This is a genomic window from Stutzerimonas stutzeri, assembly GCF_002909485.1.
Lineage (GTDB): Bacteria > Pseudomonadota > Gammaproteobacteria > Pseudomonadales > Pseudomonadaceae > Stutzerimonas > Stutzerimonas stutzeri_AH.
Genome location: NZ_PPXG01000001.1, coordinates 620,654 through 646,946 on the forward strand (window position 1 = coordinate 620,654; position 26,293 = coordinate 646,946).

The following is a 26,293-nucleotide window of genomic DNA, read 5'->3' on the forward strand; positions in this document are numbered from 1 at the left end:
TTCGGAGGACTGGAACGGCGCGAGAAAAGTTTCTGCGGGGCGATGAGAGGGCCCCGTGCAGGGCCCTTGGCGGTCAGGTCAGGGTCATTACGACGCGCCCGCGGGGTACACCGCTTTCTACATACTGGTGGGCTTCAACGGCCTGCTCGAACGGAAACTGCCGGTCGAGCTGTGGCCAGATTAGCCGGTCTGCAGTGAGCTGATTGATATGCTGCAACGCACGCTCCACGGCTTCACGGTTCTGCTCGATACCAAGCTCCGGCTGCCCGGTGAAGTCGCACAGGCAGTGCAGGAAGAACTTGAAGTTCTTCTTGAACGCCGCACAGACCGGCAGCGCCGTCTCGTTGCCACCGTTCATGCCGTAAAGAATCAGCTTGCCCAACGGCGCTATCACATCCCCGAGCAGCTTCATCTGCGAACCGCCACAGGCATCGAGCACCACGTCCACGCCGCGGCCGTCAGTGACCTTCTGCAGACGCCCTACCAGGTCCTCTTCCTCGGTAACGATCACCGTCTCGGCACCCAGCTCGCGTAAATAGTCGCGGTCCACGGCGGTATCGCAGGTGGCGATCACCCGCCCGCCAAGCGCTTTGGCCAGCTGCACGGCTGCCGGCCCGGTGCAATGCGCGGCCTGGTTGATCAGCACGTACTGGCCGGGTTCCAACTGCGCCAGTTCGACCAGCGCGAAGTAGCTGACCAGCATCGGCGTGTAATGGATCGCCGCCTCGCTGGCGCTGAGCATGTCCGGGTAGTGCACCAGAGCCTGTTGCGGCAGCAATGCGTGTTCGGCATAGAGCGGATACTGATTGAGGTCGTGAGCCGGAAAGCCGGCCACATGATCGCCGACGCCGAACCCCTGGACGCCCTCACCCACCGCCAGCACCTCGCCTGCCACTTCGCTGCCGAGCCCGGCAGGCAGACGCGCGTGGCGTGGCGCAAGATCCTGGCGCCAAAGCACGTCATTCCAGCTGACACCGATGGCGCGAACACCGATCAGCACCTCGCCAGGGCCGGCAACCGGCACCGCGCGCTCCTCGTGGCGCAACACGTCGGCCGGACCGAACTGATGAAAACGGATGATGCGGGACATTTCGACCCCTCACTTACTACTGTGCAAACGGACTCTATCGTCAGTATCGTCACAACTCCAGCTAACGGCGCGGATTCCCATCGATAGTTCCCATGCGCGGTAATGATGGAACTGCGTATGTATCCTTGGCGGCGTATTGCAGCTTTGTGCATTTTGAAAGCGTGATCGGGCATGCCGTTGTCAGCCGAAGCTGTCTAGAATGCCAACACCTCCAGAGCTGGACGCCTCTCGTTCCGGCTGCAGGCTCGACGTGAACCAGGTATGAATCGCAACGACCTTCGCCGTGTTGACCTCAATCTGCTGATTGTCTTCGAAACGCTGATGCACGAACGCAGCGTCACGCGCGCCGCGGAAAAGCTGTTTCTCGGCCAGCCGGCGATCAGTGCTGCCCTGGCGCGACTGCGCACGCTATTCGATGACCCGCTGTTCGTGCGTACCGGCCGCAGCATGGAGCCAACAGCCCGCGCCCTGGAAATCGCCCAGCTGCTGTCGCCGGCACTGGATTCGATCTCCACCGCCGTCAGCCGTGCCTCGACCTTCGACCCGGCCACGAGCACCCAGGTGTTTCGCATCGGCCTGACCGACGAGGTGGAATTCGCGCTGTTGCCCCCTCTGCTGCGCCGCCTGCGCGCAGAAGCGCCGGACGTAGTGCTGGTGGTACGTCGCGCCAACTATCTGCTGATGCCGGGGCTGCTCACCTCCGGCGAGATCTCAGTTGGGGTCTGTTACACCGAAGAACTGCCAGCCAATGCCAAGCGCAAGGTGCTGCGTCGGCCCAAGCCCATGCTGCTACGTGCCGACAGCATTCCTGGCCGGCTGAGCATGGAGGATTACTGCAGCCGCCCGCATGCCATGGTGTCCTTCGCTGGCGATCTAAACGGTTACATCGACGAGGAACTGGCCCTGCACGGCTGCAAGCGCAAGGTGGTGCTGGCGGTGCCACAGTTCAACGGCCTGGCCAGCCTGCTTGCCGGAACCGATATCATCGCCACCGTCCCGGATTACGCCGCGGCCGCGCTGGCGGCCAACGGTGGCGTGCGGGCTGAGTCGCTGCCATTTCAGACCAGCCAGGATTTCGAGCTGTCCATGGCCTGGCGCGGCGCCCAGGACAACGACCCCGCCGAGCGCTGGCTGCGTTCGCGCATCCAGATGTTCGTCGGCGATCCAGACAGTCTCTAGGACTGCGGCCCTACGTTAGACCGGTTCGCTGAACCGCGGCCCAAGGCGAACAAGTTCGGCCCTGCACGAGATTCGAATGAAGCCTGGCATGAGGGCGTCCTGCTTGCCGCCCTCATCTAAGCGCCACACCTGCATTCACCCGACGCTAATTCGCGGACTCAGGAAGCCGAATGGACGTCGCCCCATGGACGCGTCAGAGCCCAAGCGTTTCGCGTAGTTGTGGGCCGAAGGCCCGGGTGGAGATGCCTGTCTGGAAGTCGAAGCGTTTGGCGCTGGCGAGCGGACCGACGATGACCGGATCGAAACCGGCATCCTCTACCAACTGCGCGGCCACCTTGATCGCCTGCTCGTCGTCCGAGGCGAGAGGGATTGGCCTGCCGGTCTCCTTCCCGGTGCGCCTCGCTACGCAAGCGATAGGCCGATATGGCATTGAAGGCCTTGACCAGCCGGGCCCCGGGCAAGAAACGTTGCGAGACCAGGCCCGAGCCGAGCGAGCGCGCTTCCTCCGCTATCGCGTTCCGGTCGAGGGCTACCGGCATTCAGCACGATCTTGCCCGCCATCAGGGCGCCGTGATCCCGTCCGACCTGCGGCGTCGCCCCGTAGGGCACGGTCAGCAGGATGACGTCACCGTAGTCCGCCGCTTCCGCGGGCGTGCCGATGCGGGCGTGATCGCACAGTTCGTCTGCCAACAATTGGGTTGCCGCAACTCGACAAAAGCTGATTAGCTCGCCGTTGCCAGGACACGTGCAGAGGAGGCGCTGAACTGAATCAACACCACCCCGCCGATCAACAACAACGCACCCAGCACCCGGGGCGTTGTGAGTTGGCGCTCAGCCAAGCCGAACAGGCCGAAATGATCCAGCACCAGCGACGCCATGATCTGCCCGGCCATGGCCAGGGCGATAAAGCCTGAAGCGCCCAGCTTGGGCAGCAACATCAACGCCAAGGAAATAAAGCACACGCCAAACGCGCCCCCCGCCCACATCCACAGCGGTGCCTGGGTGATAAAGGTCAGGTTCGGCAACGGCAAGCGTAGCGCCAGGATCACCGGCAGCAATACGATGATGCTCACCAGCAGCGACGCCAGGGTGGCCCATAACGGATGGCCAAGCCCGCGCCCGAGGTTAGCGTTGATCGCACTCTGAAATGGCACCACCACCCCGGCGATGATCGCCAGCGTCAGAAAGCCCACCCAATGCAACGTCGTCATTTCAGATCTCCCAGAGGTTTTGCTGGACTCTAGGTTATTCGTCACGCAAATTTAAATTCCAAGTTCTTATGCTAAGTATGCAGCTGATGAATGATCTGCGCCGCATCGACCTCAACTTACTGGTGATCCTCGACGCCCTGCTCAGCGAGCAACACGTCACCCGCGCTGCCGAGCGTCTGCACCTGAGCCAGCCTGCGGTCAGCCACGCCCTGGCGCGTTTGCGTGACCTGCTTGGCGATCCGCTTTTGGTGCGTCAGGGCGGTAGCCTAGTGCCGACCGCTCGCGCACTGGAACTGGCCGCGCCACTGGCTGAAGCCCTGGCCCAGGTGCAAGCCTTGCTAGCACCGAATCGCTTTGATCCTGCTTCAGCCAAGCGCAGATTTCGTTTGGCGATGTCTGACTACAGTGCGGCGATTTTCCTGCCCGGCCTTGTGCGTACTTTGCGCAATGAAGCGCCGGGTATCGATCTGCAAGTTATCCAGGCCAGCCGTGAAGGCATGGTGGATGGTGTGCTCAATGGCGACCTCGACCTAGCGGCGGGGGTTTTCCCCGACATGCCTGCCGAGTTGCGCACGACGCCGCTGTTCGAAGAGCACTACACCTGCCTGGTGGACCGCAACAGCCTACCGGCAAGTGGCACGCTGGATCTGCCGACTTACGTGTCACGCCCCCATGTATTGCTGGAAATGCGCGGCAGCGGCACGCCGGAAATCGAGCGGGCGTTGACGGCGATTCGTGAGCGGCGGCATGTGGCGGTCAGCCTGCCGCATTGGGGCGTGGCGCCGCAGTTGATTCAAGGCACCGACCTGATCCTCACCGTCTCGTCCCGAGGCGTGCTCAATATCGATCTTCAGCACCTGTTGGCGGTGCCGCCGCCGTTTCATATCCCATCGTTTGCGTTCGAATTGGCCTGGCATGCGCGGCGTGGGGGGGATGCGGGGTTGCAGTGGTTGATCGGGCGCGTACGGGGTGTGCAGCCCTGAGCATTGTAGTGAACGGGCTTGCCTGCTCACTACAGGTTTCCTTGATACCCGGGAGACCGGGCCTGGCTTGATGACGACCGTTCACTGCACTAACAAGTTTTCTCTAAACCTTTACCTCGCGAAAACTCGAACTGAGAGCGGGGTGTGCTCTGCCGCACTTATTTTCAGCCTGATTGGTCGGCACACTCCGCCTCCCATTGCCATCGCATTACGCCTCGCCACATGTCCCATCGATGAAACCTGCGGCAACATCATCGCGGGTGATATTCACCTTCGCCTCGTTCGATTTTTGCTGAACGGCTTGACCACGCAGACTCCTGCCATCAACAAATCCGACTTGCGGAGTCAAGCATGGAACGTTCTTTCAACGCCTTGCGTTTTCCCCTTATTGCCCTGACGGTGCTAATCACCGCCGCCTGTGGCAAGGCACCGGAGGCCACCCAGTCGGGAATGCCACCGCCCGCCGTCAGCGTCGCGGAGGTCATCGAACAGCAGGTGACCGAATGGGACGAACTCACCGGTCGCCTGGAAGCGCCGGAATCGGTGGAGATACGCCCGCGCGTGTCTGGCTTCATCGATAAGGTCGCCTTCGAGGAAGGCGCGCTGGTGAACAAAGGTGACCTACTGTTCCAAATCGATCCGCGCCCCTTCCAGGCCGAGGTCAAGCGCCTGCAGGCGCAGTTGCAGCAGGCCCGCGCCACTCAACAGCGTACCGTCGCCGAAGCCGAACGCGGGGAGCGCCTGCGGCAGAAGGAAGAATGCGATTTCGGCCGAACTTGCTGATGCCCGTGTCAGCGCTGCCAGCGAGGCCCGTTCGGCGACCGCGGCGATCCAGGCGCAGCTGGATCGCGCCCAGCTGGACCTCTCCTTCACGCGTGTCACCGCCCCTATCGACGGTCGCGTCGGCCGGGCACTAATCACCGCTGGCAACCTGGTGAACGCTGGCGAGGCGCTGCTGACCACGCTGGTATCCACCGACAAGGTCTATGCCTATTTCGAAGCGGACGAGCGCACCTACCTCAAGTACCGCGATCTGGCGCGCAGCGGTGATCGTGGCGAGACGACGCCGGTCTACCTCGGCTTGTCCAGCGAAGATGGCCACCCGCATTTGGGCCGCATGAACTTCGTCGACAACCAGGTGGACCCGCGCACCGGCACCATCCGCGGCCGCGCTGTATTCGACAACCGCGGCGGCAGCTTCACCCCTGGCCTGTATGCCCGGCTCAAGCTGGTCGGCAGCGCTACCTACGACGCCGTGCTGATCAAGGACGTCGCCGTCGGCACGGATCTGGGCAAGAAATTCGTCCTGGTACTGGCCGAAGACGGCACTGTCGCCTACCGCCCGGTCGAACTGGGCCCCAAGCTCGAAGGCTTGCGCATCGTCCGCAGCGGCCTGGCCAAGGGCGAAAGCATCGTCGTCAATGGCCTGCAGCGCGTGCGCCCGGGCAGCCAGGTGCAGCCGGAGTCGGTACCGATGGCCGACGCGGAGACGCTGGCCACATTGCGCCAGCAGAACCGTGCCATCAGCGAAGCGATGAAGCCGCAGGTCGTCGAGCGCTCAGTAGCCCAGCGCCCGAGCAGCTAAGCATTACCACCCACCTGTCCTGAACTCCGGCGCGCCAGCCGCGCCAATCCGATCGATCCGTCAGGGCGCTAACGCGTCCTACCCCGGAGTGCGTCATGAATTTCTCGCAATTCTTCATCAAACGGCCGATTTTCGCCGCCGTGCTGTCGCTGGTGATCCTCATTGGCGGGGCCATCTCGCTGTTCCAGCTGCCGATCAGTGAGTACCCCGAAGTCGTCCCGCCGACCGTGGTGGTGCGTGCCAACTTCCCCGGTGCCAACCCCAAGGTAATCGGCGAAACCGTCGCCTCGCCGCTGGAACAGGCCATCACCGGCGTAGAAGGCATGCTCTATATGTCGTCCCAGGCGACCGCCGACGGCAAGCTGACCCTGACCATCACTTTTGGACTGGGTACTGACCTGGACAACGCCCAGGTGCAGGTGCAAAACAGGGTTACTCGGACCATGCCGACCTTGCCGACCGAGGTACAGCGCCTCGGTGTGACCGTGGACAAGGCCTCGCCGGACCTGACCATGGTGGTCCACCTGACCTCGCCGGATCAGCGCTACGACATGCTCTACCTGTCCAACTACGCCGCACTCAACGTCAAGGACGAGCTGGCGCGACTGGACGGCATCGGTGATGTGCAGCTATTCGGCATGGGCGATTACTCGTTGCGCGTCTGGCTCGATCCGGAGAAGGTCGCCTCGCGCAACCTCACCGCATCGGACGTGGTCAACGCGATCCGCGAGCAGAACCGCCAGGTTGCCGCGGGCTCGTTGGGCGCACCGCCAGCACCGGGCGCGACGGACTTCCAGCTGTCGATCAACACCCAGGGCCGGCTGGTCACCGAGGAAGAATTCGAGAACATCATCATCCGCGCCGGTGAAGACGGCTCGATCACCCGCCTGCGGGACATCGCCCGTGTCGAGCTGGGTTCCAGTCAGTACGCGCTGCGTTCGCTGTTGAACAACCAACCCGCCGTCGCCATTCCGGTATTCCAGCGCCCCGGTTCGAACGCCATCGAAATCTCCGATTCGGTACGGGCACGCATGGCTGAGCTCAAGCGCGACTTCCCGGAAGGCGTGGATTACGAAATCGTCTACGACCCGACCATCTTCGTACGTGGCTCCATCGAAGCGGTGGTGCACACCCTGCTGGAAGCCATCGTACTGGTTGTGCTGGTGGTGATCCTGTTCCTGCAGACCTGGCGCGCCTCGATCATCCCGCTGGCTGCCGTTCCGGTGTCGCTGATCGGTACGTTTGCGGTCATGCATATGCTCGGTTTTTCGCTGAACGCGCTGTCGCTTTTCGGCCTGGTACTGGCCATCGGCATCGTGGTGGACGATGCCATCGTCGTGGTGGAAAACGTCGAGCGCAACATCGGCCTCGGCAAGTCGCCGGAGGAAGCGACCCGTCAGGCCATGAAGGAAGTGACCGGGCCGATCATCGCCACGGCTTTGGTGCTCTGCGCGGTGTTTATCCCGACCGCGTTCATTTCCGGCCTCACCGGGCAGTTCTACCAACAGTTTGCGCTTACGATCGCCATCTCCACCGTTATCTCGGCGTTCAATTCGCTGACCCTCTCGCCGGCACTGGCTGCCGCGCTCCTCAGGTCGCACGACGCGCCCAAAGACGGCTTCTCGCGTCTACTCGATCGAATTTTTGGCGGCTGGCTGTTCGCCCCGTTCAATCGCATGTTCGACCGCGCCAGCCACGGCTACGTCGGTCTGGTACGACGCATCTTGCGCGGTAGCGGCATTGCCCTGGTGGTCTATGTCGGACTGGTCGGCCTGGGTTACATGGGCTTCGCCAGCACGCCGACCGGTTTCGTGCCGCCGCAAGACAAACAGTATCTGGTCGCATTTGCTCAACTGCCCGATGCGGCCACGCTGGATCGCACTGAGGATGTGATCAAGAAAATGTCCGAAATCGCCGGCAAGCACCCGGGCGTGGAAAACACCATCGCCTTCCCTGGGCTGTCAATTAACGGTTTCACCAACAGTCCGAATAGCGGCATCGTCTTCGTCGCCCTGAAAGACTTCGGCCAGCGTAAGGACGAGAGCATGTCCGCCGGGGCGATAGCCGCCGAGCTCAACGGCCAGTTCAGCGGTATTCAGGAAGCGTATCTCGCGATTTTCCCGCCACCCCCGGTACAAGGGTTGGGCACCATCGGCGGCTTCCGCCTACAGGTGCAGGACCGCGGCAACCTCGGCTACGAGGAGCTCTACAACCAGGTGCAGAACGTCATCGCCAAGAGCGCCGACTACCCAGAACTGGCCGGCCTGTTCACCAGTTACCAGGTCAACGTGCCGCAGGTGGATGCCGATATCGACCGCGAAAAGGCCAAGACCCACGGTGTGCCGATCGACGAGATCTTCGACACCATGCAGGTCTATCTGGGCTCCCTGTATGCCAACGACTTCAACCGCTTCGGCCGTACCTATCAGGTCAACGTCCAGGCTGATCAGAAGTTTCGCCTGGCGCCCGAGCAGATAGGCCAACTGAAGGTGCGCAACAACCGTGGGGAGATGGTTCCGCTGTCGACCTTCGTCAACGTCACCGACAGCGCTGGTCCGGACCGGGTGATGCATTACAACGGCTTCCTCACCGCCGAGATCAACGGCGCAGCCGCACCGGGCTACAGCTCCGGTCAGGCCGAGGCCGCCATGGAGCGACTGCTCAAGGCCGAACTGCCGAACGGCATGAGCTACGAATGGACCGAGCTGACCTATCAGCAGATCCTCGCCGGCAATACCGCGATATTCGTTTTCCCGCTTTGCGTGCTGCTGGCTTTCCTGGTGCTGGCCGCGCAGTACGAGAGCTGGAGCCTGCCGCTGGCGGTGATCCTGATCGTACCGATGACGCTGCTCTCGGCGATCACCGGGGTGATCCTGGCCGGTAGCGACAACAACGTGTTTACCCAGATCGGCCTCATCGTGCTGGTGGGCCTGGCGTGCAAGAACGCCATCCTCATCGTCGAGTTCGCCAAGGATAAACAGGAAGAAGGCATGGACCGGCTGGCCGCGATCCTAGAAGCCTGCCGCCTGCGTCTGCGACCGATCCTGATGACCAGCTTCGCCTTCATCATGGGTGTGGTGCCGCTGGTGCTCTCCAGCGGCGCCGGTGCGGAGATGCGCCATGCCATGGGTGTCGCGGTGTTCAGCGGCATGCTCGGGGTGACCTTCTTCGGCCTGCTGCTGACCCCGGTGTTCTATCTGGTGATTCGTGCCTTCGTCGAGAAGCGGGAAGCCCGCAAAGCGGTTTACAAGGAGGCCCGCGCATGAAGTTCTTCGCCCTTTCCCTGCTCACTCTGGCACTGAGCGCCTGTGCGGTAGGCCCGGATTACCGGGCACCGCAGCCGGAACCGGCGCGTATCAGCAATGCGTCCGGTAGCGACTACGACCGCTCGCGCTTCGAAGCGGCCTGGTGGCGACAATTCGAAGACTCGACGCTTGATGCTCTGGTCGGCGAAGCACTGGCGGAAAACCGCGAGTTGCGCATCGCTTATGCACGCCTGCGGGCAGCGCGCGCAATCCGCGATGACGTCAGCAACGACCGCATGCCTACCGTTACCGCAGGCGCCAGCGCCGACATCGGCAAAGCTCAGCAGCCGGGTGTGACCGAGCAGCGTGTCAATGCCGAGCGCTACGACTTGGGACTCGATATGGCTTGGGAGCTGGACCTGTTCGGCCGCATCCAGCGAAGCCTGGAGGCCAGTGAGGCACAAGCCGACGCTGCCGAGGCCGATCTATACCAGCTGCAGGTCAGCCTGATTGCCGAACTGGTGGACGCCTATGGACAGCTGCGCGGCGCCCAGCTTCGCGAGCGTATAGCTCGCGACAACCTGGCCACTCAGCGCGACTCCCACGAACTGACCGAACAGCTACGCGAGGCCGGAGTAGGCAGCGAGCTGGACGTGCTGCGTGCCGACGCGCGCCTGGCAGCAACCGAAGCCAGCCTGCCTCAGTTACAGGCCCAGCAGACGCGCGCCCGCAACCGTATCGCCACCCTCCTCGGCCAGCGTGCTGATCAGCTGGCCATCGACCTATCTCCAAGAGATTTGCCGGCAATTGCCAAGGCACTACCCATTGGCGATCCCGGCGAACTGTTGCGCCGCCGTCCGGATATACGCGCGGCTGAACGTCAGCTGGCAGCGGCCACCGCAGACGTCGGTGTGGCAACGGCCGATCTGTTTCCACGGGTGAGCTTGTCGGGATTCCTTGGTTTCGTCGCCGGACGCGGGTCGCAGATCGGGTCCAGCGCGGCGCAAGCCTGGGGCGTGGCGCCGAGCATCAGCTGGGCCGCGTTCGATATGGGCAGCGTCCGGGCCCGCCTGCGTGGCGCCGAAGCCGATGCCGATGCCGCACTGGCCAGTTATGAACAACAGGTGTTGCTGGCATTGGAAGAGTCCGAGAACGCCTTCAGCGACTACGCCAACGCCCAGCAGCGCCTGCTATCGCTGCTGCGTCAGTCCACGGCCAGTCGCGCAGCGGCACAACAGGCGGGGATTCGCTATCGCGAGGGTACCGCTGACTTCCTCGTACTGCTGGATGCGGAACGCGAGCGGCTAGTGGCTGAGGACGCCCAGGCACAGGCCGAAGTCGAGCTCTATCAGGGTGTTGTCGCCCTGTACAAGGCCCTCGGCGGTGGTTGGGAAGTGCCGGCGCAGACGTCGCGCACCGCTGGCGTAGCGCCGGTCCGGTCGGAGGTTCGCCAGGCAAAAATGTGACACGGTCTTGCTCCCGTTGGGTTGGTTCGGGAAAGCGCTTTCAGTCGTCACCTATCTTTGGCATAAGGAGCGGCTGAAAGCCTAGAAGTATCCTCGCGGTCGGTCCGCATGGATGCACTGCCAACCCAACCAGAACAAAGAGTCTTTCATGAAGCCGATCATTACTCTTGCTGGGCTTGTGCTGGCGGTCGCCAGCGCATGTGCCCATGCGGAGCCCATCGTCATCAAGTTTTCCCACGTAGTGGCCGAAGACACCCCGAAGGGCAAGGGCGCGCTGATGTTCAAGCGCCTCGCGGAAGAGCGTCTGCCTGGGCAGGTGCGCGTAGAGGTTTACCCTAACTCCACGCTGTTCGGCGACGCCAACGAACTTGAAGCGCTACGCAACGATGAAGTTCAACTGCTAGCTCCCTCGCTGGCAAAATTCGAGCAGTACACCAAACAGCTGCAAGTATTCGACCTGCCCTTCCTGTTCGACGATCTCGACGCAGTCGATCGCTTCCAGAAACGCTCCAAGGGGCGCCAGCTGCTGCGCGCGATGGAAGACAAGAACATCACCGGCCTGGCCTATTGGCACAACGGCATGAAGCAGCTATCGGCGACACGCATGCTGCGCCAACCGAGCGATGCATCTGGATTGACCTTCAGAATCCAACCTTCGGCGGTGCTCGAAGCGCAATTTGGAGCGATAGGCGCTTCCACCCAGCAAATTCCATTCGCCAATGTCTACGACGCGCTGCGCTCCGGTACGGTGCAAGGTGCGGAGAACCCCTGGTCGAACATCTTTAGCAAGAAGATGCATACGGTGCAGCCGTACATCATCGAAAGTGGTCACGGTGTCGTCGACTACATGCTGGTCAGCAACACCCGCTTCTGGATGGGCATGCCACACAGGGTTCGTTCCGAGCTCGAAGCCATCATCGACGAGGTCACCTTCATGGTTAACCAGGAGGCCGAGGAGCTGAACAAGGCTGATCGCGAGCGAATTCGTCAGGCTGGCACATCGGAGATCATCACGCTGACGCCCGAAGAGCGCCAGCGCTGGCGCGAGGCGATGCGCCCAGTCTGGAAAGAGTTTGAACCTGTCATCGGCGCGGACATTGTCAACGCTGCCGAAACCGTCAACCGCAAGCAACACAACTAAGCGGCACACTTCGGCATCAACGAAAAAGCCCCGCCAATTCGGCGGGGCTTTTTCGTTGGGCTGGATGCAGCTCAGGGCCTGTTCGGCGTCGTCGAAACCACTGGCTCCAAGTCCAGCTGCTGGCTGTCCCAGCCACCACCCAGCGCGGCGATCAGCAACACACTGGCGGTCAACCGATCACCCAACAGAGTCAGATTGGTGCGCTCGTTGTTCAGTGCGGTGGTTTGGACCGTGGCGACGCTCAGGAAGTCGACCATGCCGGCCCGGTACTGGTTTTCGATCAAACGCAGCGATTCCTGGGCGGCCTCCAGCGCTTCACGCTGCACCACGGCCTCCTCTTCGAGCACTCGCAGTTGCACCAGGTAGTCCTCGACCTCACGGAAGCTGTCGAGCACCGTTTGCCGGTAGGTCGCCACCGTCTGGTCGTAGCTCGCTTCGACACGCTCCAGCTCCGCGCGCCGGCCACCGAAATCGAGCAGCGTCAGCGCAAGCTGCGGACCAAGCGACCAGAATCGATTGGGCACACTGAACAGATCGCTGAAGCTGTTATTTCGGTAGCCGCCGCTGGCCGACAGCGTCAGGTCCGGATACCACGCCGCTTCCGCCACGCCGATGTTGGCGTTTGCAGCCATCACCTGGCGCTCAGCCGAGGCGATATCCGGTCGGCGTTCCAGCAGTTGCGACGGCACGGCGAGCGGTACCGCCGGCAGTGGCGGGATGTCATCGCGTACAGCGATGCCCAACTCCGATGGCGCCACGCCAATCAGCACGGCGATTGCGTGCTCCATCTGTGCCCGCTGCCATCTGAGATCGATGGCCTGGGCCTGGGTGCTCTTTAGCTGCGTCTGTGCCTGGCTGACATCAGACTTGGGCACGATGCCTGCTCGATACTGGTTCTCCGTAAGGCGCAGCGAGCGCGCGTATGCCTCGACGGTCTGATCCAGCAGGCGCTGATGCTCATCGATCACCCGCAATTGCAGGTAGGTTTGCACCAGTTCCGCCTGCAGGCTCAGCCGAACCGCGGCAAGATCCGCGGCGCTAGCCTGCATGTTCGCCCGGTTGGCCTCCAGATTACGCCGCAGACGGCCCCAGATGTCCGCCTCCCAAGACGCTCTGAGCCCTGCTTCATAGCTCTCACCTACCCCACTGTTGTAGCTATTGGTCGTGGAATTGGCGCCGCCCTGTGCCGAGCGGGTTACCCCAGCACTGCCGGAAAGGATGGGAAACAGCTGCGAGCGAGCGCCGCGGACCAGTGCGCGTGCCTGGCGAAATTGCGCCTCGGCAGCAGCAAGATTCTGGTTGGAGACATTCAACCGCGCTACCAGGGCGTCCAGCTCTGAATCGCCGTACAGCTGCCACCACTCGCCGCGTTGCAGCGCATCGGCTGGCGCTGCCAGCTTCCAACCCTCAGCCTGTTTGAACGCAGCCGAGGCAGGCAGATCCGGGCGTTGGTAGTCGGGCCCAAGGGTGCAGGCACCCAACGAAAGGGCCAATATGGCGGCCGTGATGGGGCGCAACACGAAACTCAGCGACAACGGGTTCATAGCGAATTTTCCAGGGCGGCATCGGTGCGTACACCACGCCAGCTGTTGAAACGATGACGCAGACGGTCCAGGTACAGATAGACCACTGGCGTGGTGTAGAGGGTCAGGATCTGGCTCAGCAGCAGGCCGCCGATGATGGTCAGGCCCAGCGGCTGGCGCATCTCGGCGCCCTCCGCACCACCGAGCAACAATGGCAGTGCACCTAGAATCGCAGCCATGGTCGTCATCAGGATCGGTCTAAAGCGCAGCAGGCAGGCGCGATGGATCGAATCGGCCGGTGACAGCTTGTCGTTGCGTTCGAACTGCAGCGCCAGGTCGATCATCAGGATCGCGTTCTTCTTCACCACTCCAATGAGCAGAAACAACCCGAGCAGCGAAATCAAACTGAACTGGTCACCAGTCAGGATGATAGCCAGCAAGGCACCCACACCAGCAGAAGGCAGTGTTGAAAGGATGGTCAGCGGGTGAATGTAGCTCTCATAGAGGATGCCCAGCACGATATAAACCAGTAGGAGCGCGCCAAGAATCATCAGCGGCTGCCCCTGCTGGGTGCTCTCGAATGCACTGCCGGTGCCACCGAGGCGGCCTTGTACTTCACTCGGCATCCCAATGGCGGCAATGGCACGCTCTATGGCCAGCGTCGCCTGATCGAGACTGACACCCGGTGCGAGGTCGAAGTCGATGTTCTCCGCAGCGAACTGCCCGTCGTGGCTGACGCGATCTTCCTCCAAGCTGCGCTCGTAGCGGGCGAATGCAGCCAGCGGAACGCGGCGGCCGTCAGCGGTTACCACATGGATCTGCTCCAGCACCTCGGGATATTGCGCGTAGCTCGGGTCGATTTCCATGACCACCTGATACTGGTTCAGCGACTCATAGATCGTCGAAATCTGCCGCTGGCTGAAGGCATTGTTGAGCAGCGTGGTAACCGTGCTCATGTCGATACCCAGGCGCTTGGCTGCATCCCTGTCGACCTTGAGACTGATCTGTTGCGCGCCCTCGCCATCGTTGGCGTCGATGCTGGTCAGCTCCGGCAGCGCCGACAGCGCCTGAGTGACACGTGGCACCCAGGTGCGCAGGTCGTTCAGGTCGCTGGCCAGCAATGTATAGGCGTAGGCCGAGCTGCTCTGCCGGCCGCCACCAAACTGCAAATCCTGATCGGCCATGAGGAACATTCGGCCACCGGGCACCTTGGGCTGGCTGTTGCGAATACGCTCGATCACCTTTTGCGCCGAGATGCCGCGCTCGCTCAGAGGCTTGAGCCGCACGATCATAAAGGCGTTGTTGATGCCGCCCTGTCCACCAATGAAACCAGCGACGCTCTCCACCGCCGGGTCGGCCAGCACCGCCTTGCGGAAGATCTCCATCTTTGGCTGCATGACCTGAAATGACATGCCGTCGTCGCCGCGAATGAAGCCGGTGAGCTGGCCGGTGTCCTGCTGAGGCAGGAACGTCTTGGGCACCTGCACATACAGCACCACGTTCAGCGCGATGGTCGCCAGCAGACTCAACAGCGTGATACGGCGATGGCGCAGCGCCCAGCTCAGCGATCGGTCGTAATGGCGCAGCAGCCACTGATGCGCCTGATGGCTCCAGCGCTGCAGGCGCCCGTCCTTCTCGGGCTCGCTTGGTTTCAGCCAGCGCGCGCAGAGCATCGGCGTCAGCGTCAGCGACACCAACAGCGATACCAGAATGGCCGCTGCCAGGGTTATGGAAAATTCCCGGAACAGCCGCTCGACGATGCCGCCCATATAGAGGATCGAGACGAAAACCACCACCAGCGAGAGGTTCATCGACAGCAATGTGAAGCCAACCTCGCGGGTGCCGACGTAGGCCGCCTGTAGCGGTGGCATGCCGTCGTCGATATGCCGGGCAATGTTCTCCAGCACCACGATGGCGTCGTCCACCACCAGGCCGGCTGCGAGAATCAGTGCCATAAGCGACAGGATGTTCAGCGAGAAGCCAAACAGGTACATCACGGCAAAGGTCCCCACCAGCGAGACAGGCACCGCCAAGGCCGGGATCAGTGCGGTACGCAGGCTGCCGAGGAACAGAAATACCAGCACGATGACCAGCCCCACCGCGATCAACAGCGTGCGTTCGGCCTCGTGCAGGGTGGCTCGGATCACCGGCGAACGGTCCATGGCAACGTTCAGATCGACGCTGCCCGGCATGATTGCCTGCAGTGCGGGAAGCTCTCGGCGAATGCCTTCGATGGTTTCGATGATGTTGGCACCGGCCTGGCGATTGACGATCAGCAGCACGGCCTGTTCGTTGTTGAAGAAACCGCTGTTGTAGCGGTCCTCTACCGAGTCACGCACCCTCGCAACGTCGCCCAGGCGCAGCGCGGCACCGTCCTGATAACGGATGATCAGCGGCGTGTAGTCGGCAGCCTGGTGCAGCTGATCGTTGGCGCGGACCTGCCAGTGGCGATCCGCGTCTTCGACCATGCCCTTTGGCCGGCGCACGTTGCCATTGGCGATGGTCTGGCGTACTTCGTCCAGCGATACCCCGTACTGCTCCAGCTGCTGCGGCTGCAGTTCAACCCGCACCGCCGGCAGCGAGCTACCACCGACCTGGATCTCGCCGACACCGGAAACCTGGGAGAGCTTCTGGGCCAGGATGGTCGAGCCCAGGTCGTATAGCTCGGCCTTGTCCAGCACGTCCGAGGTCAGCGAAAGCACCATGATCGGCGCTTGCGACGGGTTGATCTTGCGGTAGGTAGGCATGCTGCGCATGCCGCTGGGTAACAGATTTCGCGCGGCATTGATCGCCGCCTGCACATCACGGGCGGCGCCGTTGATGTCACGCTCCAGGTCGAATTGGATGATGATCCGTGTGGAGCCCTGGCTACTGCGGCTGGTCATCTGGCTTACCCCGGCAATGCTGCCGAGCGATCGCTCCAGCGGCGTCGCCACGCTGGACGCCATGATCTCAGGGCTTGCGCCTGGCAGGCTGGCCTGCACGGTGATCACCGGAAAATCCATGTTCGGCAGAGGCGAGACCGGCAGCAGGCCGAAACTGACACCGCCGAGCAACAGAATCGCCAGGCTCATCAGCATGGTCGCCACTGGACGGGCGATAAAGGGGGCGGAAAGGTTCATGCCTGCCCCTGCACGGTCACGGGCCAGCTCACGCTTCGGCCTCAAGCAATGGCTCGCGACGACGGCCGAAACGCTGCCCCAGCCGATCGAAGAACAGGTAGATCACCGGGGTGGTGAACAGCGTCAGCAACTGGCTGAGCAACAGCCCACCGACCAGTACCAGCCCCAGCGGCTGACGCAGCTCGGCACCCGAACCGGAGGCCAGCATCAGCGGGATCGCGCCGAACAATGCGGCCAACGTGGTCATCAGGATAGGCCGGAAACGCAGCAAGGCCGCGCGGTAGATCGCATCGTGCGGACTCATGCCCTGGTGCCTTTCCGCTTCCAGAGCGAAGTCGATCATCATGATGGCATTCTTCTTCACGATGCCGATCAGCAGAATGATGCCGATAATTGCTATCAGCCCGAGGTCGTTGCCGGTCAGCAGCAAGGCGAGCAATGCGCCTACCGCCGCAGAGGGCAGCGTGGAAAGGATGGTGATCGGATGAATGTAGCTCTCGTAGAGCACCCCGAGCACGATGTACATCGTCACCACCGCTGCGAGTATCAGCAGCAGCGTGCTCGACAACGAAGCCCTAAACGCCTCTGCCGCACCCTGGAAGCGCGTCTGGATACCAGCCGGCAGGCCAATTTCTTGCTCCACAGCCTCGATGATCTCCACAGCCTCGCCCAGCGATACGCCAGTGGCCAGGTTGAAGGACAGCGTCACCGCCGGGAACTGACCGATGTGATTGATCAACAACGGCGCGTTGCGTTGCTCGATGCTTGCCAGGCTCGACAACCGTACCGGGGTGCCGCCTTCACTCTGCACGAACAGCTGTTCCAGCGCCTGCGGGCCGAGACGATTACCCGCTTCGGCCTCAAGGACCACGCGATATTGGCTGGCTTGGGTGAAGATGGTGGATATCTGCCGCTGGCCGAAGGCGTCGTACAGCGCGTCGGTAATGTCAGCCACCTGAATGCCCAAGCGAGCTGCAGCGTCACGGTCGATGTCCAGATAAATCTGCAAGCCGTTGCTCTGCAGGTCGCTGGCGACATCGGTCAACTCCGCGCGCTCGCGCAGTGCTTCTACCAAGCGTGGCGACCACTCCTGCAACAGCTCACTATCGGGGGTTTCCAGACTGAACTGAAATTGCGTGCGGCTGATCCGGTCCTCAATGGACAGATCCTGCACCGGCTGCAGATACAGCTCGATACCCGGCACCTTCGCCAGCTCCGGTCTCAGACGGTCGATGATCTGGCTGGCGGTGAGATCACGCTCTCCGTGAGCCTTGAGGTTGATTAGCAGGCGGCCACTGTTGAGCGTGACGTTATCGCCATCCACGCCGATGTAGGACGACAGGCTATCCACCGCAGGGTCGGCGAGGATCACCCGCGCCAGCGCTTGTTGGCGTTCGCTCATGGCGCGGAAGGAAATCGACTGTGGCGCCTCGCTGATGCCCTGGATAACACCGGTGTCCTGCACCGGGAAAAACCCCTTGGGTACGGCGAGATAGAGCACAACGGTCAGCCCCAGGGTTGCCACCGCGACCAGCAACGTTAACGTCTGGTGCCGCAGCACCCAGGTAAGCCAACGTGAATAGGCGCCGATCAGCCGCTCCACCCAGTCCGGTTTGGCGTCGGCTGCGGTCTGCGCTTTGAGCAGCTTGGCGCACATCATCGGGGTTAACGTTAGCGAAACCACCAGCGAGATCAGAATCGCCACAGCCAGGGTAATGGCGAACTCGCGGAACAGTCGACCGACCACATCCTGCATGAACAACAGCGGGATCAGCACGGCGATCAGCGAGAAGGTCAGCGAGATCAGGGTGAAGCCGATCTGCCTTGCGCCCTTGAGCGCGGCGTTAAGCGGTGTCTCGCCCTCCTCCAAATGCCGAGCGATGTTCTCCAGCATGACGATGGCATCGTCCACCACGAATCCGGTGGCGATGGTCAGCGCCATCAGCGTCAGATTGTTCAGGGAAAAACCGCAGACGTACATCACCGCGAAGGTACCCACCAGCGACAGCGGTACGGCAATAGAAGGAATGATGGTGGCGGACAGCTTCTTGAGGAACACGAAGGTGACCATCACCACTAGGAAGGTGGCGAGCATCAATTCATGCTGCACATCGGTAATCGCAGCGCGGATGGTCTGGGTGCGGTCCGTAAGGACTACCACGTCGAGCCCGGCCGGCATGCTGGCAGTCACCTCCGGCAGCAACGCCTGGATGCGCTCGACCACGTCGATGACGTTGGCACCCGGTTGCCGCTGAACGTTGAGCAGCACCGCCTGGCTTTCGTTGGCCCAGGCGGCGAGGCGCTCGTTCTCTGCCCCGTCAACGATGTCCGCTACATCCTTCAGGCGCAGCGCAGCACCGTCCTGATAGGTGAGAATCAGTTCGGCATATTCCTCAGGCGTCTTCAGCTGATCGTTGGCGTCGAGCATCGACACTCGTGTCGGGCCATCGAAATTGCCTTTGGGCTGATTGACGTTGGAATTGGAGATCAGCGAGCGCACGTCAGCCAGCGACAGGCCATAGGCCGCCAGTGCTTCAGGGTTGGTACGGATGCGCACCGCCGGGCGCTGACCACCTGCGATGCTGACCATGCCGACGCCGCTGATCTGCGCGAGCTTTTGCGCCATGCGGGTATCGACCAGATCATGCAGTTTCGGCAGCGGCAGCGAGCCGGACGTCACTGCCAGCGTCAAAACCGGCGTGTCGGCCGGGTTGACCTTGTTGTACACCGGCGGCGCGGGCAAATCGTTGGGCAACAGGTTGTTTGCCGCGTTGATCGCGGCCTGCACTTCCTGCTCGGCGACATCGAGCGCAACGTCCAGCGAGAAACGCAGGGTGATCACCGAAGCGCCGCCTGAGCTGGTGGACGACATCTGGGAAAGGCCCGGCATCTGCCCGAACTGTCGTTCCAGCGGCGCGGTGACGGCGCTGGTCATCACTTCGGGGCTGGCTCCCGGATAGAGCGTCATCACCCGGATGGTCGGATAGTCCACCTGCGGTAGTGCAGCCACCGGCAGCAGCTTGTAGGCGATCAGACCGGCCAGCAGGATAGCGACCATGCTCAACGTGGTCGCCACCGGCCGCAGGATGAACAACCGGGAGATGTTCATCGCGTTTCGCGCTCCGCGGCCTCGCCGCCTCCAAGTACCGGGTTCTCGGCGGCCTGCTCGGCCATGCGCTTACTGTCCACTACCTCGACCTCGGCGCCGTCACGCAGGCGGTCCGTGCCTTCCATGACGACCCGCTCGCCGACCTCCAGCCCCTCGAGCACCACAGTGGTCTCGCCATTGCTGGGCCCAGCCTTGAGCAGGCGCAGTTGCACCTTGTTGTCCTCGCCGACGACATAGGCGAAGGTGCCGCGCGAACCGAATTGCAGGGCCGCCGACGGGATAAGGGCGGCGTCACGCAATGTCTGCACGCGCAGGCGGACGTTGACGAACTGATTCGGGATGAGCAACTCAGCCTCGTTGTCGAAACGGGCCTTGAGCCGCAGCGTTCCGGTCGTGGCATCGATCTGGTTGTCGATGCTCTCCAATACGCCTTCGCCAAACATGACCTTCTCACCACGATCCCATATCTGCACGGCCAGCTTTTCGCCCTGGCGATAACGAGTGATAACCGGCAGCAGCTCGCCCTCGGGTAAGGTGAAGCTGATCGACATCGGCTGGGTCTGGGTGATCACCACCAGCGGATTGGTGTCATTGGCTGCCACCAGGTTGCCCGCATCGAGTTGGCGCAAGCCAACTCGACCGTCGATAGGTGAGCGTATCTGGGTGAACTCCAGGTTCAGACGTGCCTCGTTGACCGCGGCCTGGTTGGCTGCCAGCGTGCCTTGATATTGGCTGACCAACGCTTCCTGTGTATCCAGTGTCTGCTTGGCGATGCTGTCATCGGCGTAAAGTCCACGGTAACGCTCGAAGTCGACCTGTGCGTTCTTCAGCTGTGCACGATTCTGCTGCAGCGTGCCTTCTGCCTGCTGTAGGGCAACCTTATAGGGGCGCGGATCGATCACCGCCAACAGATCGCCCGCCTTCACACGCTGCCCCTCCTCGAAACGCAGTTCGACCAGTTCTCCGCCGACACGGCTGCGCAGGTTGACAGTGTTCAGCGGGACTACGCTGCCGAGGGCCTTGTTGAACACCTCGAATTCGCCCTGCTCCACCTTGGCGACGCGCACAGGAACCGGCCCGCCGAACGCTCCAAAGCCTGGCCGGCCGCCTTGGCGCTGGGGTGTTTCCTGCGGCGCAGGCCACAACCACCAGATCAACAGCCCAATGGCCGCGACGGCAAGAATAAGTAGCAGCCAACGAAGGCTGGAACGAGCAGAAGTAGGATGAGCCTCGGACATGAACGCGGGTTCGCTTGAAAAGGAGCGTGAACCATAAGCAGTCGCGAACCGCACGCAAAGTGCCTTTACGGCATTTTTACGTATCGACACATTTGATCGGACTCAAGGAGCCGATTCGGGTTGGAACCAAGGCATTAACGCCCAGTCTATCTACCGTTCGACTTACTGGCCTTTGGCTTGTACGCCAACGCTAGTGACCAGGTTTTCACCTGCTGCACGTCGCATTGGACGTTGTCGTGTCGTTAATCGGCCACCTATGAATGGCCGCAAAGGATCAAGGAATGAACACTTCACTGGTCATCCTGGCGCTCACCGTAGCCAGTTTTCTTCTCGGCTTTCTACGGGATATCTTCATCGCGCGCGAATTCGGGATCAGTTGGGACGCTGACCTGATCTTCGTTGCTCTGATCCTGCCGCTGTTCTTCGAGAACTTTCTCGGATTGGCGCTACGCGATGCGATGATTCCGTACCTCCAAAGATTGCGCAGCCAGTCCGATGAGATATTCAGGGCAGTTGCTCGTTGGTTGTACTGGCGAATCAGCCTAGCTGGCTTGACCGTTGCCGTACTTATCATCGCCGGCAATTACTGGATTCTCAGCCTGCTGGCTCCGGGGTGGAGCGCCGCTCAGCTCGACGCCGGGCAACTGGTTTTCTGTGCCGGTGCAGTGCTGATCGCGGTGCAAGCAGTAATTTACTGCCAAAGCGCGCTGCTAAACATGGACGGCGTTTTCATACTGCCAATGACCCGCACGGTACTGCTCAACGCGGGCGCGATCATCGGCATCCTGATATTCGGGCCTCAGGGCATTGTTATTTTCGCCGGCATGCTATTGCCGCAGTTGATGCTCATCGTGCTGCAGCACCGACGCCTCGGGTACTTGAGTGGCTGTAGCAAGGCGGCAGGTAAAGGCCGTGGCGGCGACTTCGGCAAGGCGCTGGCCCCGGTATTGCTCGCCGCTGGCGCGCAGCAAGCATGCATTCTGGCGGAGCGGATATTCGCTTCCTATCTGGAGGACGGCACCATCACGATGCTGTCGTTCTCCTACCGAATCGTAACCATTCCGCTGACGCTCTATGCACTGTCGATTCTGGCGGTGCTGTTCCCGAAGTTCGCATCCAGCTGGCATGACAATGACCACGACGCTTTTGCCGCAACCATCCGCAAGGGACTGCTGGCCACTCTGCTATTCCTGGTCCCGGCCGCCGTTGTGCTCAGTTCCTTCCCAGAAACAGTGGTAACGGTGCTGTTGGAACGTGGCGAATTTGGCGCCGAGCAAACCAGTGCTACGGCGCCTCTAGTTGCGCTTTATGGACTGGGTTTACCAGCCATGGGATTGGCGTTGCTCTGGGGGCGCGCACTATTGGCGCAACAACAAGGACGACTGTTTTTCGTCATCACGTTGATCAGTTCATCGACGACCATTGGCCTCGACGCCTTGCTATACCGCCCTTACGGTGCTGAAGGGCTTGCGCTGGCATTTTCCGCCGGTGCATTGCTGCAAGCGCTGTTCATGGGGCTCTACGTGCATCGATCTGCACCTGCGGCGCTGGGCCTGCGTGTTTTGATGCGCTGGACCGTCACCGCCAGCGCTCTGGTCGTCGGGCTGCACTTTGTTCCGCAACCGCATGGCCTTATCGAACTGTGCCTGTACATCGCGATGGTGTTGGTCGCCTTCGCTGCCGGGGTCGGGCTGCTCGGTGAGCGCGACCTGTTCCGACCTAGCTACTGGTCCATGCGGAACGTCTGACACTGCGGCGACGATGCCTTGTCGCCGCGCTAAACACCCATCAAACACAACACAAACAAAAAGGCCGCTGACTGATGACAGCGGCCTTTTTGTTGACGTGACGCTCAGCCTCCGAAAGCAAGCATTCCCATCGTATTGATGCCCGGTGTAGCCCAGCCTGCCGAACTGCTCTCAACCTCGATCAAACGGGGCCTTCGCTGCTCCATTACGATATCCAGTGCACGACTTGGCAGGATATCGATATCGTCGAAGGTGATGATCTGACCCGGCTCGACAGCGCGCTTGAGTGCGGTTTTACGCAGCAGCCCAATCGGTACGTGATCCGGATGCTGAGCCAGTTTGATCGCCTCGCCACGGAACTGGAAACCACCAATGCCACGCTCGATCAGCTCACCCGGCTTCATCGCACGTTTGGCGATAGCGGCTACACCCAAAGTCGGCTCGGTCGAGTTGTTGAGCAGCACGCCTCCGCCATTAAGCACGCGACGTACCGTTTTGCCCACTTCCAGCGAGCAAAGGTGGAATGGACGCACCAAGGTGTAGAAAGGACCACGTCCCAGCTTGAAATATTCGATTGCACGCGCCTGATCCTCGTCGTGCTTTCCTACCAGAAACACGCCGCCGGCTGGGTAACCGGATGGAATGACGTAATCGACGATGGGCTGCCCTGCGCGCTCGGCCATCATGCCCAGCAGGCTCGCGCTGTCGTCCAGATTGGTCGAGGCCAGCCCTTCCATACCCTGGCGGGTGATGGTCGCGCCCAGACCATTGCCGATGATCACCTGCTCGATCTGCACCTTGGTGCCGTCGGTAAAGGAAGTCGTCTGATCAACGCTGATGCCCTGGCGGTTGGCCCAATAAACCATGTCCTCAGGGGAAGGATCGTGGTTCAGGTAGCCCTTCATATTGCCGTATACCAACGGCTCGAATCCCATCTGCAGTGCGTCTTCACGCAAGGCCGCAAGCGAACCGGGTTGGTCGCCCTCTGCTTCCGTGAGGAAGCCCTTTCCAGCCAGATACGAACCTGTGGTTACTTGCAACTCGGCGTTGACGGTCACCACCTGCAGTCCAGCTTCAAACGCTCGTTCGACCACCGATGTTCCATGGAATACGTCGCCGCTACATTCAACGATGAGGTCGGAATGGTCGATGAGTTCGTCTAGAGAATTGGTGAGCACATCTGCCAGCGGAAAGTCCGCCATGGAAGACAGCGGACGACGCGTCAACACGCGTGAAATCACCATGTCCGGATAGTGTTTTTTGATCAACCGGACAAAGCCGCGGGCGATCATTCCAGTTCCGGATACACCGATTCTTTTGATATCTGAGGTAGGCATAACTGAATCCATTCAATGGGCATCAGCGCTATGACAGCAGCTGCGCGAAAAGATTTTTGAAAAGCTGCCTATTTGCCACTTTTGCAGACTTCTCCACACCCGGAACTCCTGGTACGGGCGGTATGAGAGAAATTAGTTGCCAGCTGACGATTATGCTAATTGACGACGACAGACGGCTGAACGTCTATCGATAGTTTTCCGACGCCAAAAAACAGAACGGCGAGCGCACTCTTAAGGCACCTCACCGTCCAGAGTGGCCGAAGCCAGAGAGCGGTCAGTCAAGCGAAGCGATGGCTGCCTCGTAATTTGGCTCACTACCGATCTCGGTCACCAGCTCGCTATGCAGCACTCGATCCTGTTCATCCAGCACGACGACAGCCCGTGCCGCCACACCAGTCAGAGGCCCGCTGGCGATCGCCACACCGTAGTTCACCAGAAACTCAGCGCCGCGCATGGTGGACAGGTTGATCACATTCTCCAGCCCCTCGGAGCCACAGAAGCGCTTTTGCGCGAACGGAAGATCAGCAGAAATGCACAGCACAACGGTGTTCGTAAGGGCATTGGCCTGGGCATTGAACTTGCGCACTGACGTGGCGCACGTCGGCGTATCAACGCTAGGGAAAATGTTGAGTATCTTGCGCTTGCCGGAAAAAGCCGCCAGCTCGACATCGGCAAGGTCGGCACCAACCAGGCTGAACGCCTTGGCCTGTTGACCTACTTGCGGGAACTCGCCAGCTACTTGAACCGGGGTCCCTTTAAGGGTGATTTCGGTCATTACTTCGTTCCTCGATATACAGGGCAGAAAAAGGCCGTGGAACCCAATAGTTCCACGGCCCCGGGGATAGTTCGAACAGACGATGAATCACAGTCAGCATTCACCGGCCGACATAGGACATCAGCTACGTGCGAAATATTCCTTGGTCAGCTTGACCACCACCGGACTCAGCAACAGCAGCGAGATCAGGTTGGGGATCGCCATCAGGCCATTGAGCGTATCAGCCAGCAACCAAGCGAAGTCGAGCTGGGCAATCGCACCGAAGGGCACTGCCAACACCCAGATCACGCGGAATGGCCAGATGGCCCGAGTGCCAACCAGGAACTCCCAACACTTCTCGCCGAAATAGCTCCAGCCAAGGATGGTGGTGAAGGCGAAGACCACCAGCGCGATAGTGAGGATGATGCCGCCAATGCCCGGCATGGCCGACTCGAAGGCCGCTGCCGAGAGCGCCGCCCCACTCTCGCCGCTGGTCCAAACGCCAGTACAGATGATGGCCAGGCCGGTCACCGAGCAGACGATGATGGTGTCGATGAACGTACCCAGCATGCCGATCATGCCCGAACGCACCGAGCTGGTGGTGGTACCCGCTGCCTGAGCGATACCGGCAGTACCGAGGCCCGCTTCGTTGGAGAAAATCCCGCGGGCGACACCGAAACGGATCGCAGCCATCACGGCGGCGCCAGCGAAACCACCGGTAGCGGCAATTGGCGAGAAGGCGTGAGTGAAGATCAGATCGAACGCAGCCGGAATGGCCGATGCATTGACCACCAGCACCACTGCCGCGGCGATCAGGTAAGCCAGGCACATGAACGGAACCAGCGACGCAGCCACGACACCGATGCGGCGAATGCCGCCGAGAATCACCAGACCCACGGCCACCATGGTGATCAAACCAGTCGCCCACAACGGCACCGAAAACGTGGTTTCCAGCGCATGCGCCATGCTGTTGACCTGCACCATGTTGCCGATGCCGAAGCCGGCCAGACCGCCAAAGATGGAAAACGCAGTACCGAGCCAGAGCCATTTCTTACCCAGCCCGTTCTTGATGGCGTACATCGGGCCGCCGACATGCTCGCCACGGTCGTCCTTTTCGCGGTAATGAACCGCCAGCACGACTTCGCAGTATTTGGTTGCCATACCGACCAGCGCGGTGCACCACATCCAGAACAATGCGCCCGGTCCACCGAGGAAGATCGCAGTCGCCACACCGGCAATGTTGCCGGTGCCTACGGTTGCCGCCAGGGAGGTCATCAGCGCCTGAAAGGGACTGATTTCACCGGTCGCTTCGTCACCCTTGGTACGCCCGCGCCACATCAGGGCGAAACCGGTGCCAATACGGGTCAGCGGCATGAACTTGAGCATGATCATCAGCACCAGGCCAGTACCGAGAATCAGCACCAGCATGGGTGGGCCCCAGACGAGGCCGTTGACGCTATTGACGAGGTTATTCAGAAATTCCATTCGAGCACCTTATTTCTTATAGGCGAGTTCCCTCGCGTTAGGGTCGCGCTACCGTGGAGCCGTTGAAAAACATGACG

General features: G+C 61.4%; 16 protein-coding genes and 1 pseudogene. 7 read left to right on the forward strand and 10 right to left on the reverse strand.

All coding sequences use genetic code 11. The features are described 5' to 3' along the window. Positions 1–73: 73 nt before the first annotated feature. Positions 74–1,090: a zinc-dependent alcohol dehydrogenase family protein gene (locus tag CXK91_RS02705; protein ID WP_103454842.1), complete on the reverse strand. Its 1,017-nt coding sequence runs from the start codon at positions 1,088–1,090 to the stop codon at positions 74–76. Positions 1,091–1,351: 261 nt separating this feature from the next. Between CXK91_RS02705 and CXK91_RS02710 the strand changes: the two genes are divergently transcribed. Next, positions 1,352–2,269: a LysR substrate-binding domain-containing protein gene (locus CXK91_RS02710; RefSeq protein ID WP_103454843.1), complete on the forward strand. Its 918-nt coding sequence runs from the start codon at positions 1,352–1,354 to the stop codon at positions 2,267–2,269. Positions 2,270–2,462: 193 nt separating this feature from the next. On the opposite strand, the gene CXK91_RS22545 is transcribed toward CXK91_RS02710, so the two are convergent. After that, positions 2,463–2,699 carry a hypothetical protein gene (locus CXK91_RS22545; RefSeq protein ID WP_146048115.1) on the reverse strand — a complete coding sequence of 79 codons (237 nt, stop codon included), beginning with the start codon at positions 2,697–2,699 and terminating at the stop codon, positions 2,463–2,465. A 292-nt stretch (positions 2,700–2,991) separates the two neighbouring features. Beyond that, positions 2,992–3,480, reverse strand: coding sequence for a DMT family transporter (locus CXK91_RS02720; protein WP_103454845.1), 489 nt, complete (start codon positions 3,478–3,480; stop codon positions 2,992–2,994). 77 nt (positions 3,481–3,557) lie between these two features. Between CXK91_RS02720 and CXK91_RS02725 the strand changes: the two genes are divergently transcribed. The 5 genes and pseudogenes from CXK91_RS02725 to CXK91_RS02745 all read left to right on the forward strand — a co-directional run bounded on the left by CXK91_RS02725 (position 3,558) and on the right by CXK91_RS02745 (position 11,900). Next, complete coding sequence (locus CXK91_RS02725) at positions 3,558–4,463, forward strand: LysR family transcriptional regulator (RefSeq protein ID WP_423833503.1); 906 nt, start codon at positions 3,558–3,560, stop codon at positions 4,461–4,463. Between the two features lie 351 nt (positions 4,464–4,814). Further along, positions 4,815–6,048, forward strand: a pseudogene (gene mexE / locus CXK91_RS02730) (multidrug efflux RND transporter periplasmic adaptor subunit MexE). 95 nt (positions 6,049–6,143) lie between these two features. Further along, positions 6,144–9,314 (forward strand): efflux RND transporter permease subunit, encoded by a 3,171-nt coding sequence (locus CXK91_RS02735; protein WP_103454847.1) that lies wholly within the window; start codon positions 6,144–6,146, stop codon positions 9,312–9,314. Beyond that, the gene (locus CXK91_RS02740) at positions 9,311–10,759 is read left to right on the forward strand and encodes an efflux transporter outer membrane subunit (RefSeq protein WP_103454848.1); all 1,449 of its coding nucleotides are present in this window, start codon (positions 9,311–9,313) and stop codon (positions 10,757–10,759) included. The genes CXK91_RS02735 and CXK91_RS02740 overlap by 4 nt, the downstream gene beginning before the upstream one ends. Before the next feature lie 148 nt (positions 10,760–10,907). Continuing rightward, the gene (locus tag CXK91_RS02745; RefSeq protein ID WP_103454849.1) at positions 10,908–11,900 is read left to right on the forward strand and encodes a TRAP transporter substrate-binding protein; all 993 of its coding nucleotides are present in this window, start codon (positions 10,908–10,910) and stop codon (positions 11,898–11,900) included. Between the two features lie 71 nt (positions 11,901–11,971). Here the strand turns inward: CXK91_RS02745 and CXK91_RS02750 are convergent, their stop codons facing one another. Genes CXK91_RS02750 through CXK91_RS02765 form a run of 4 tightly spaced genes read right to left on the reverse strand, consistent with a single transcriptional unit; the run spans position 11,972 to position 20,892 of the window. Next, on the reverse strand, positions 11,972–13,444 hold the full coding sequence (locus CXK91_RS02750; protein WP_103454850.1) for an efflux transporter outer membrane subunit: 1,473 nt from the start codon (positions 13,442–13,444) through the stop codon (positions 11,972–11,974). Beyond that, the gene (locus CXK91_RS02755) at positions 13,441–16,545 is read right to left on the reverse strand and encodes an efflux RND transporter permease subunit (protein ID WP_103454851.1); all 3,105 of its coding nucleotides are present in this window, start codon (positions 16,543–16,545) and stop codon (positions 13,441–13,443) included. The genes CXK91_RS02750 and CXK91_RS02755 overlap by 4 nt, the downstream gene beginning before the upstream one ends. 28 nt (positions 16,546–16,573) lie before the next feature. Further along, the gene (locus CXK91_RS02760; RefSeq protein WP_103454852.1) at positions 16,574–19,654 is read right to left on the reverse strand and encodes an MdtB/MuxB family multidrug efflux RND transporter permease subunit; all 3,081 of its coding nucleotides are present in this window, start codon (positions 19,652–19,654) and stop codon (positions 16,574–16,576) included. Continuing rightward, entirely contained in the window at positions 19,651–20,892 is a 1,242-nt protein-coding gene (locus CXK91_RS02765) for an MdtA/MuxA family multidrug efflux RND transporter periplasmic adaptor subunit (RefSeq protein WP_103454853.1), read from the reverse strand. The genes CXK91_RS02760 and CXK91_RS02765 overlap by 4 nt, the downstream gene beginning before the upstream one ends. 281 nt (positions 20,893–21,173) lie before the next feature. On the opposite strand from CXK91_RS02765, the gene murJ reads away from it, so the two are divergent. After that, positions 21,174–22,640 carry a murein biosynthesis integral membrane protein MurJ gene (murJ, locus tag CXK91_RS02770; protein ID WP_103454854.1) on the forward strand — a complete coding sequence of 489 codons (1,467 nt, stop codon included), beginning with the start codon at positions 21,174–21,176 and terminating at the stop codon, positions 22,638–22,640. 104 nt (positions 22,641–22,744) lie between these two features. Here murJ and CXK91_RS02775 read toward each other — a convergent pair whose 3' ends face one another. The 3 genes from CXK91_RS02775 to CXK91_RS02785 all read right to left on the reverse strand — a co-directional run bounded on the left by CXK91_RS02775 (position 22,745) and on the right by CXK91_RS02785 (position 26,216). Next, on the reverse strand, positions 22,745–23,932 hold the full coding sequence (locus CXK91_RS02775) for an NAD(P)-dependent oxidoreductase (RefSeq protein WP_103454855.1): 1,188 nt from the start codon (positions 23,930–23,932) through the stop codon (positions 22,745–22,747). A gap of 319 nt (positions 23,933–24,251) precedes the next feature. Continuing rightward, the gene (gene tpx / locus CXK91_RS02780) at positions 24,252–24,752 is read right to left on the reverse strand and encodes a thiol peroxidase (protein WP_103454856.1); all 501 of its coding nucleotides are present in this window, start codon (positions 24,750–24,752) and stop codon (positions 24,252–24,254) included. Positions 24,753–24,872: 120 nt separating this feature from the next. Beyond that, a complete protein-coding gene (locus CXK91_RS02785; RefSeq protein WP_103454857.1) occupies positions 24,873–26,216 on the reverse strand; it encodes an alanine/glycine:cation symporter family protein in 1,344 nt (447 codons plus the stop codon). Positions 26,217–26,293 lie beyond the last annotated feature (77 nt).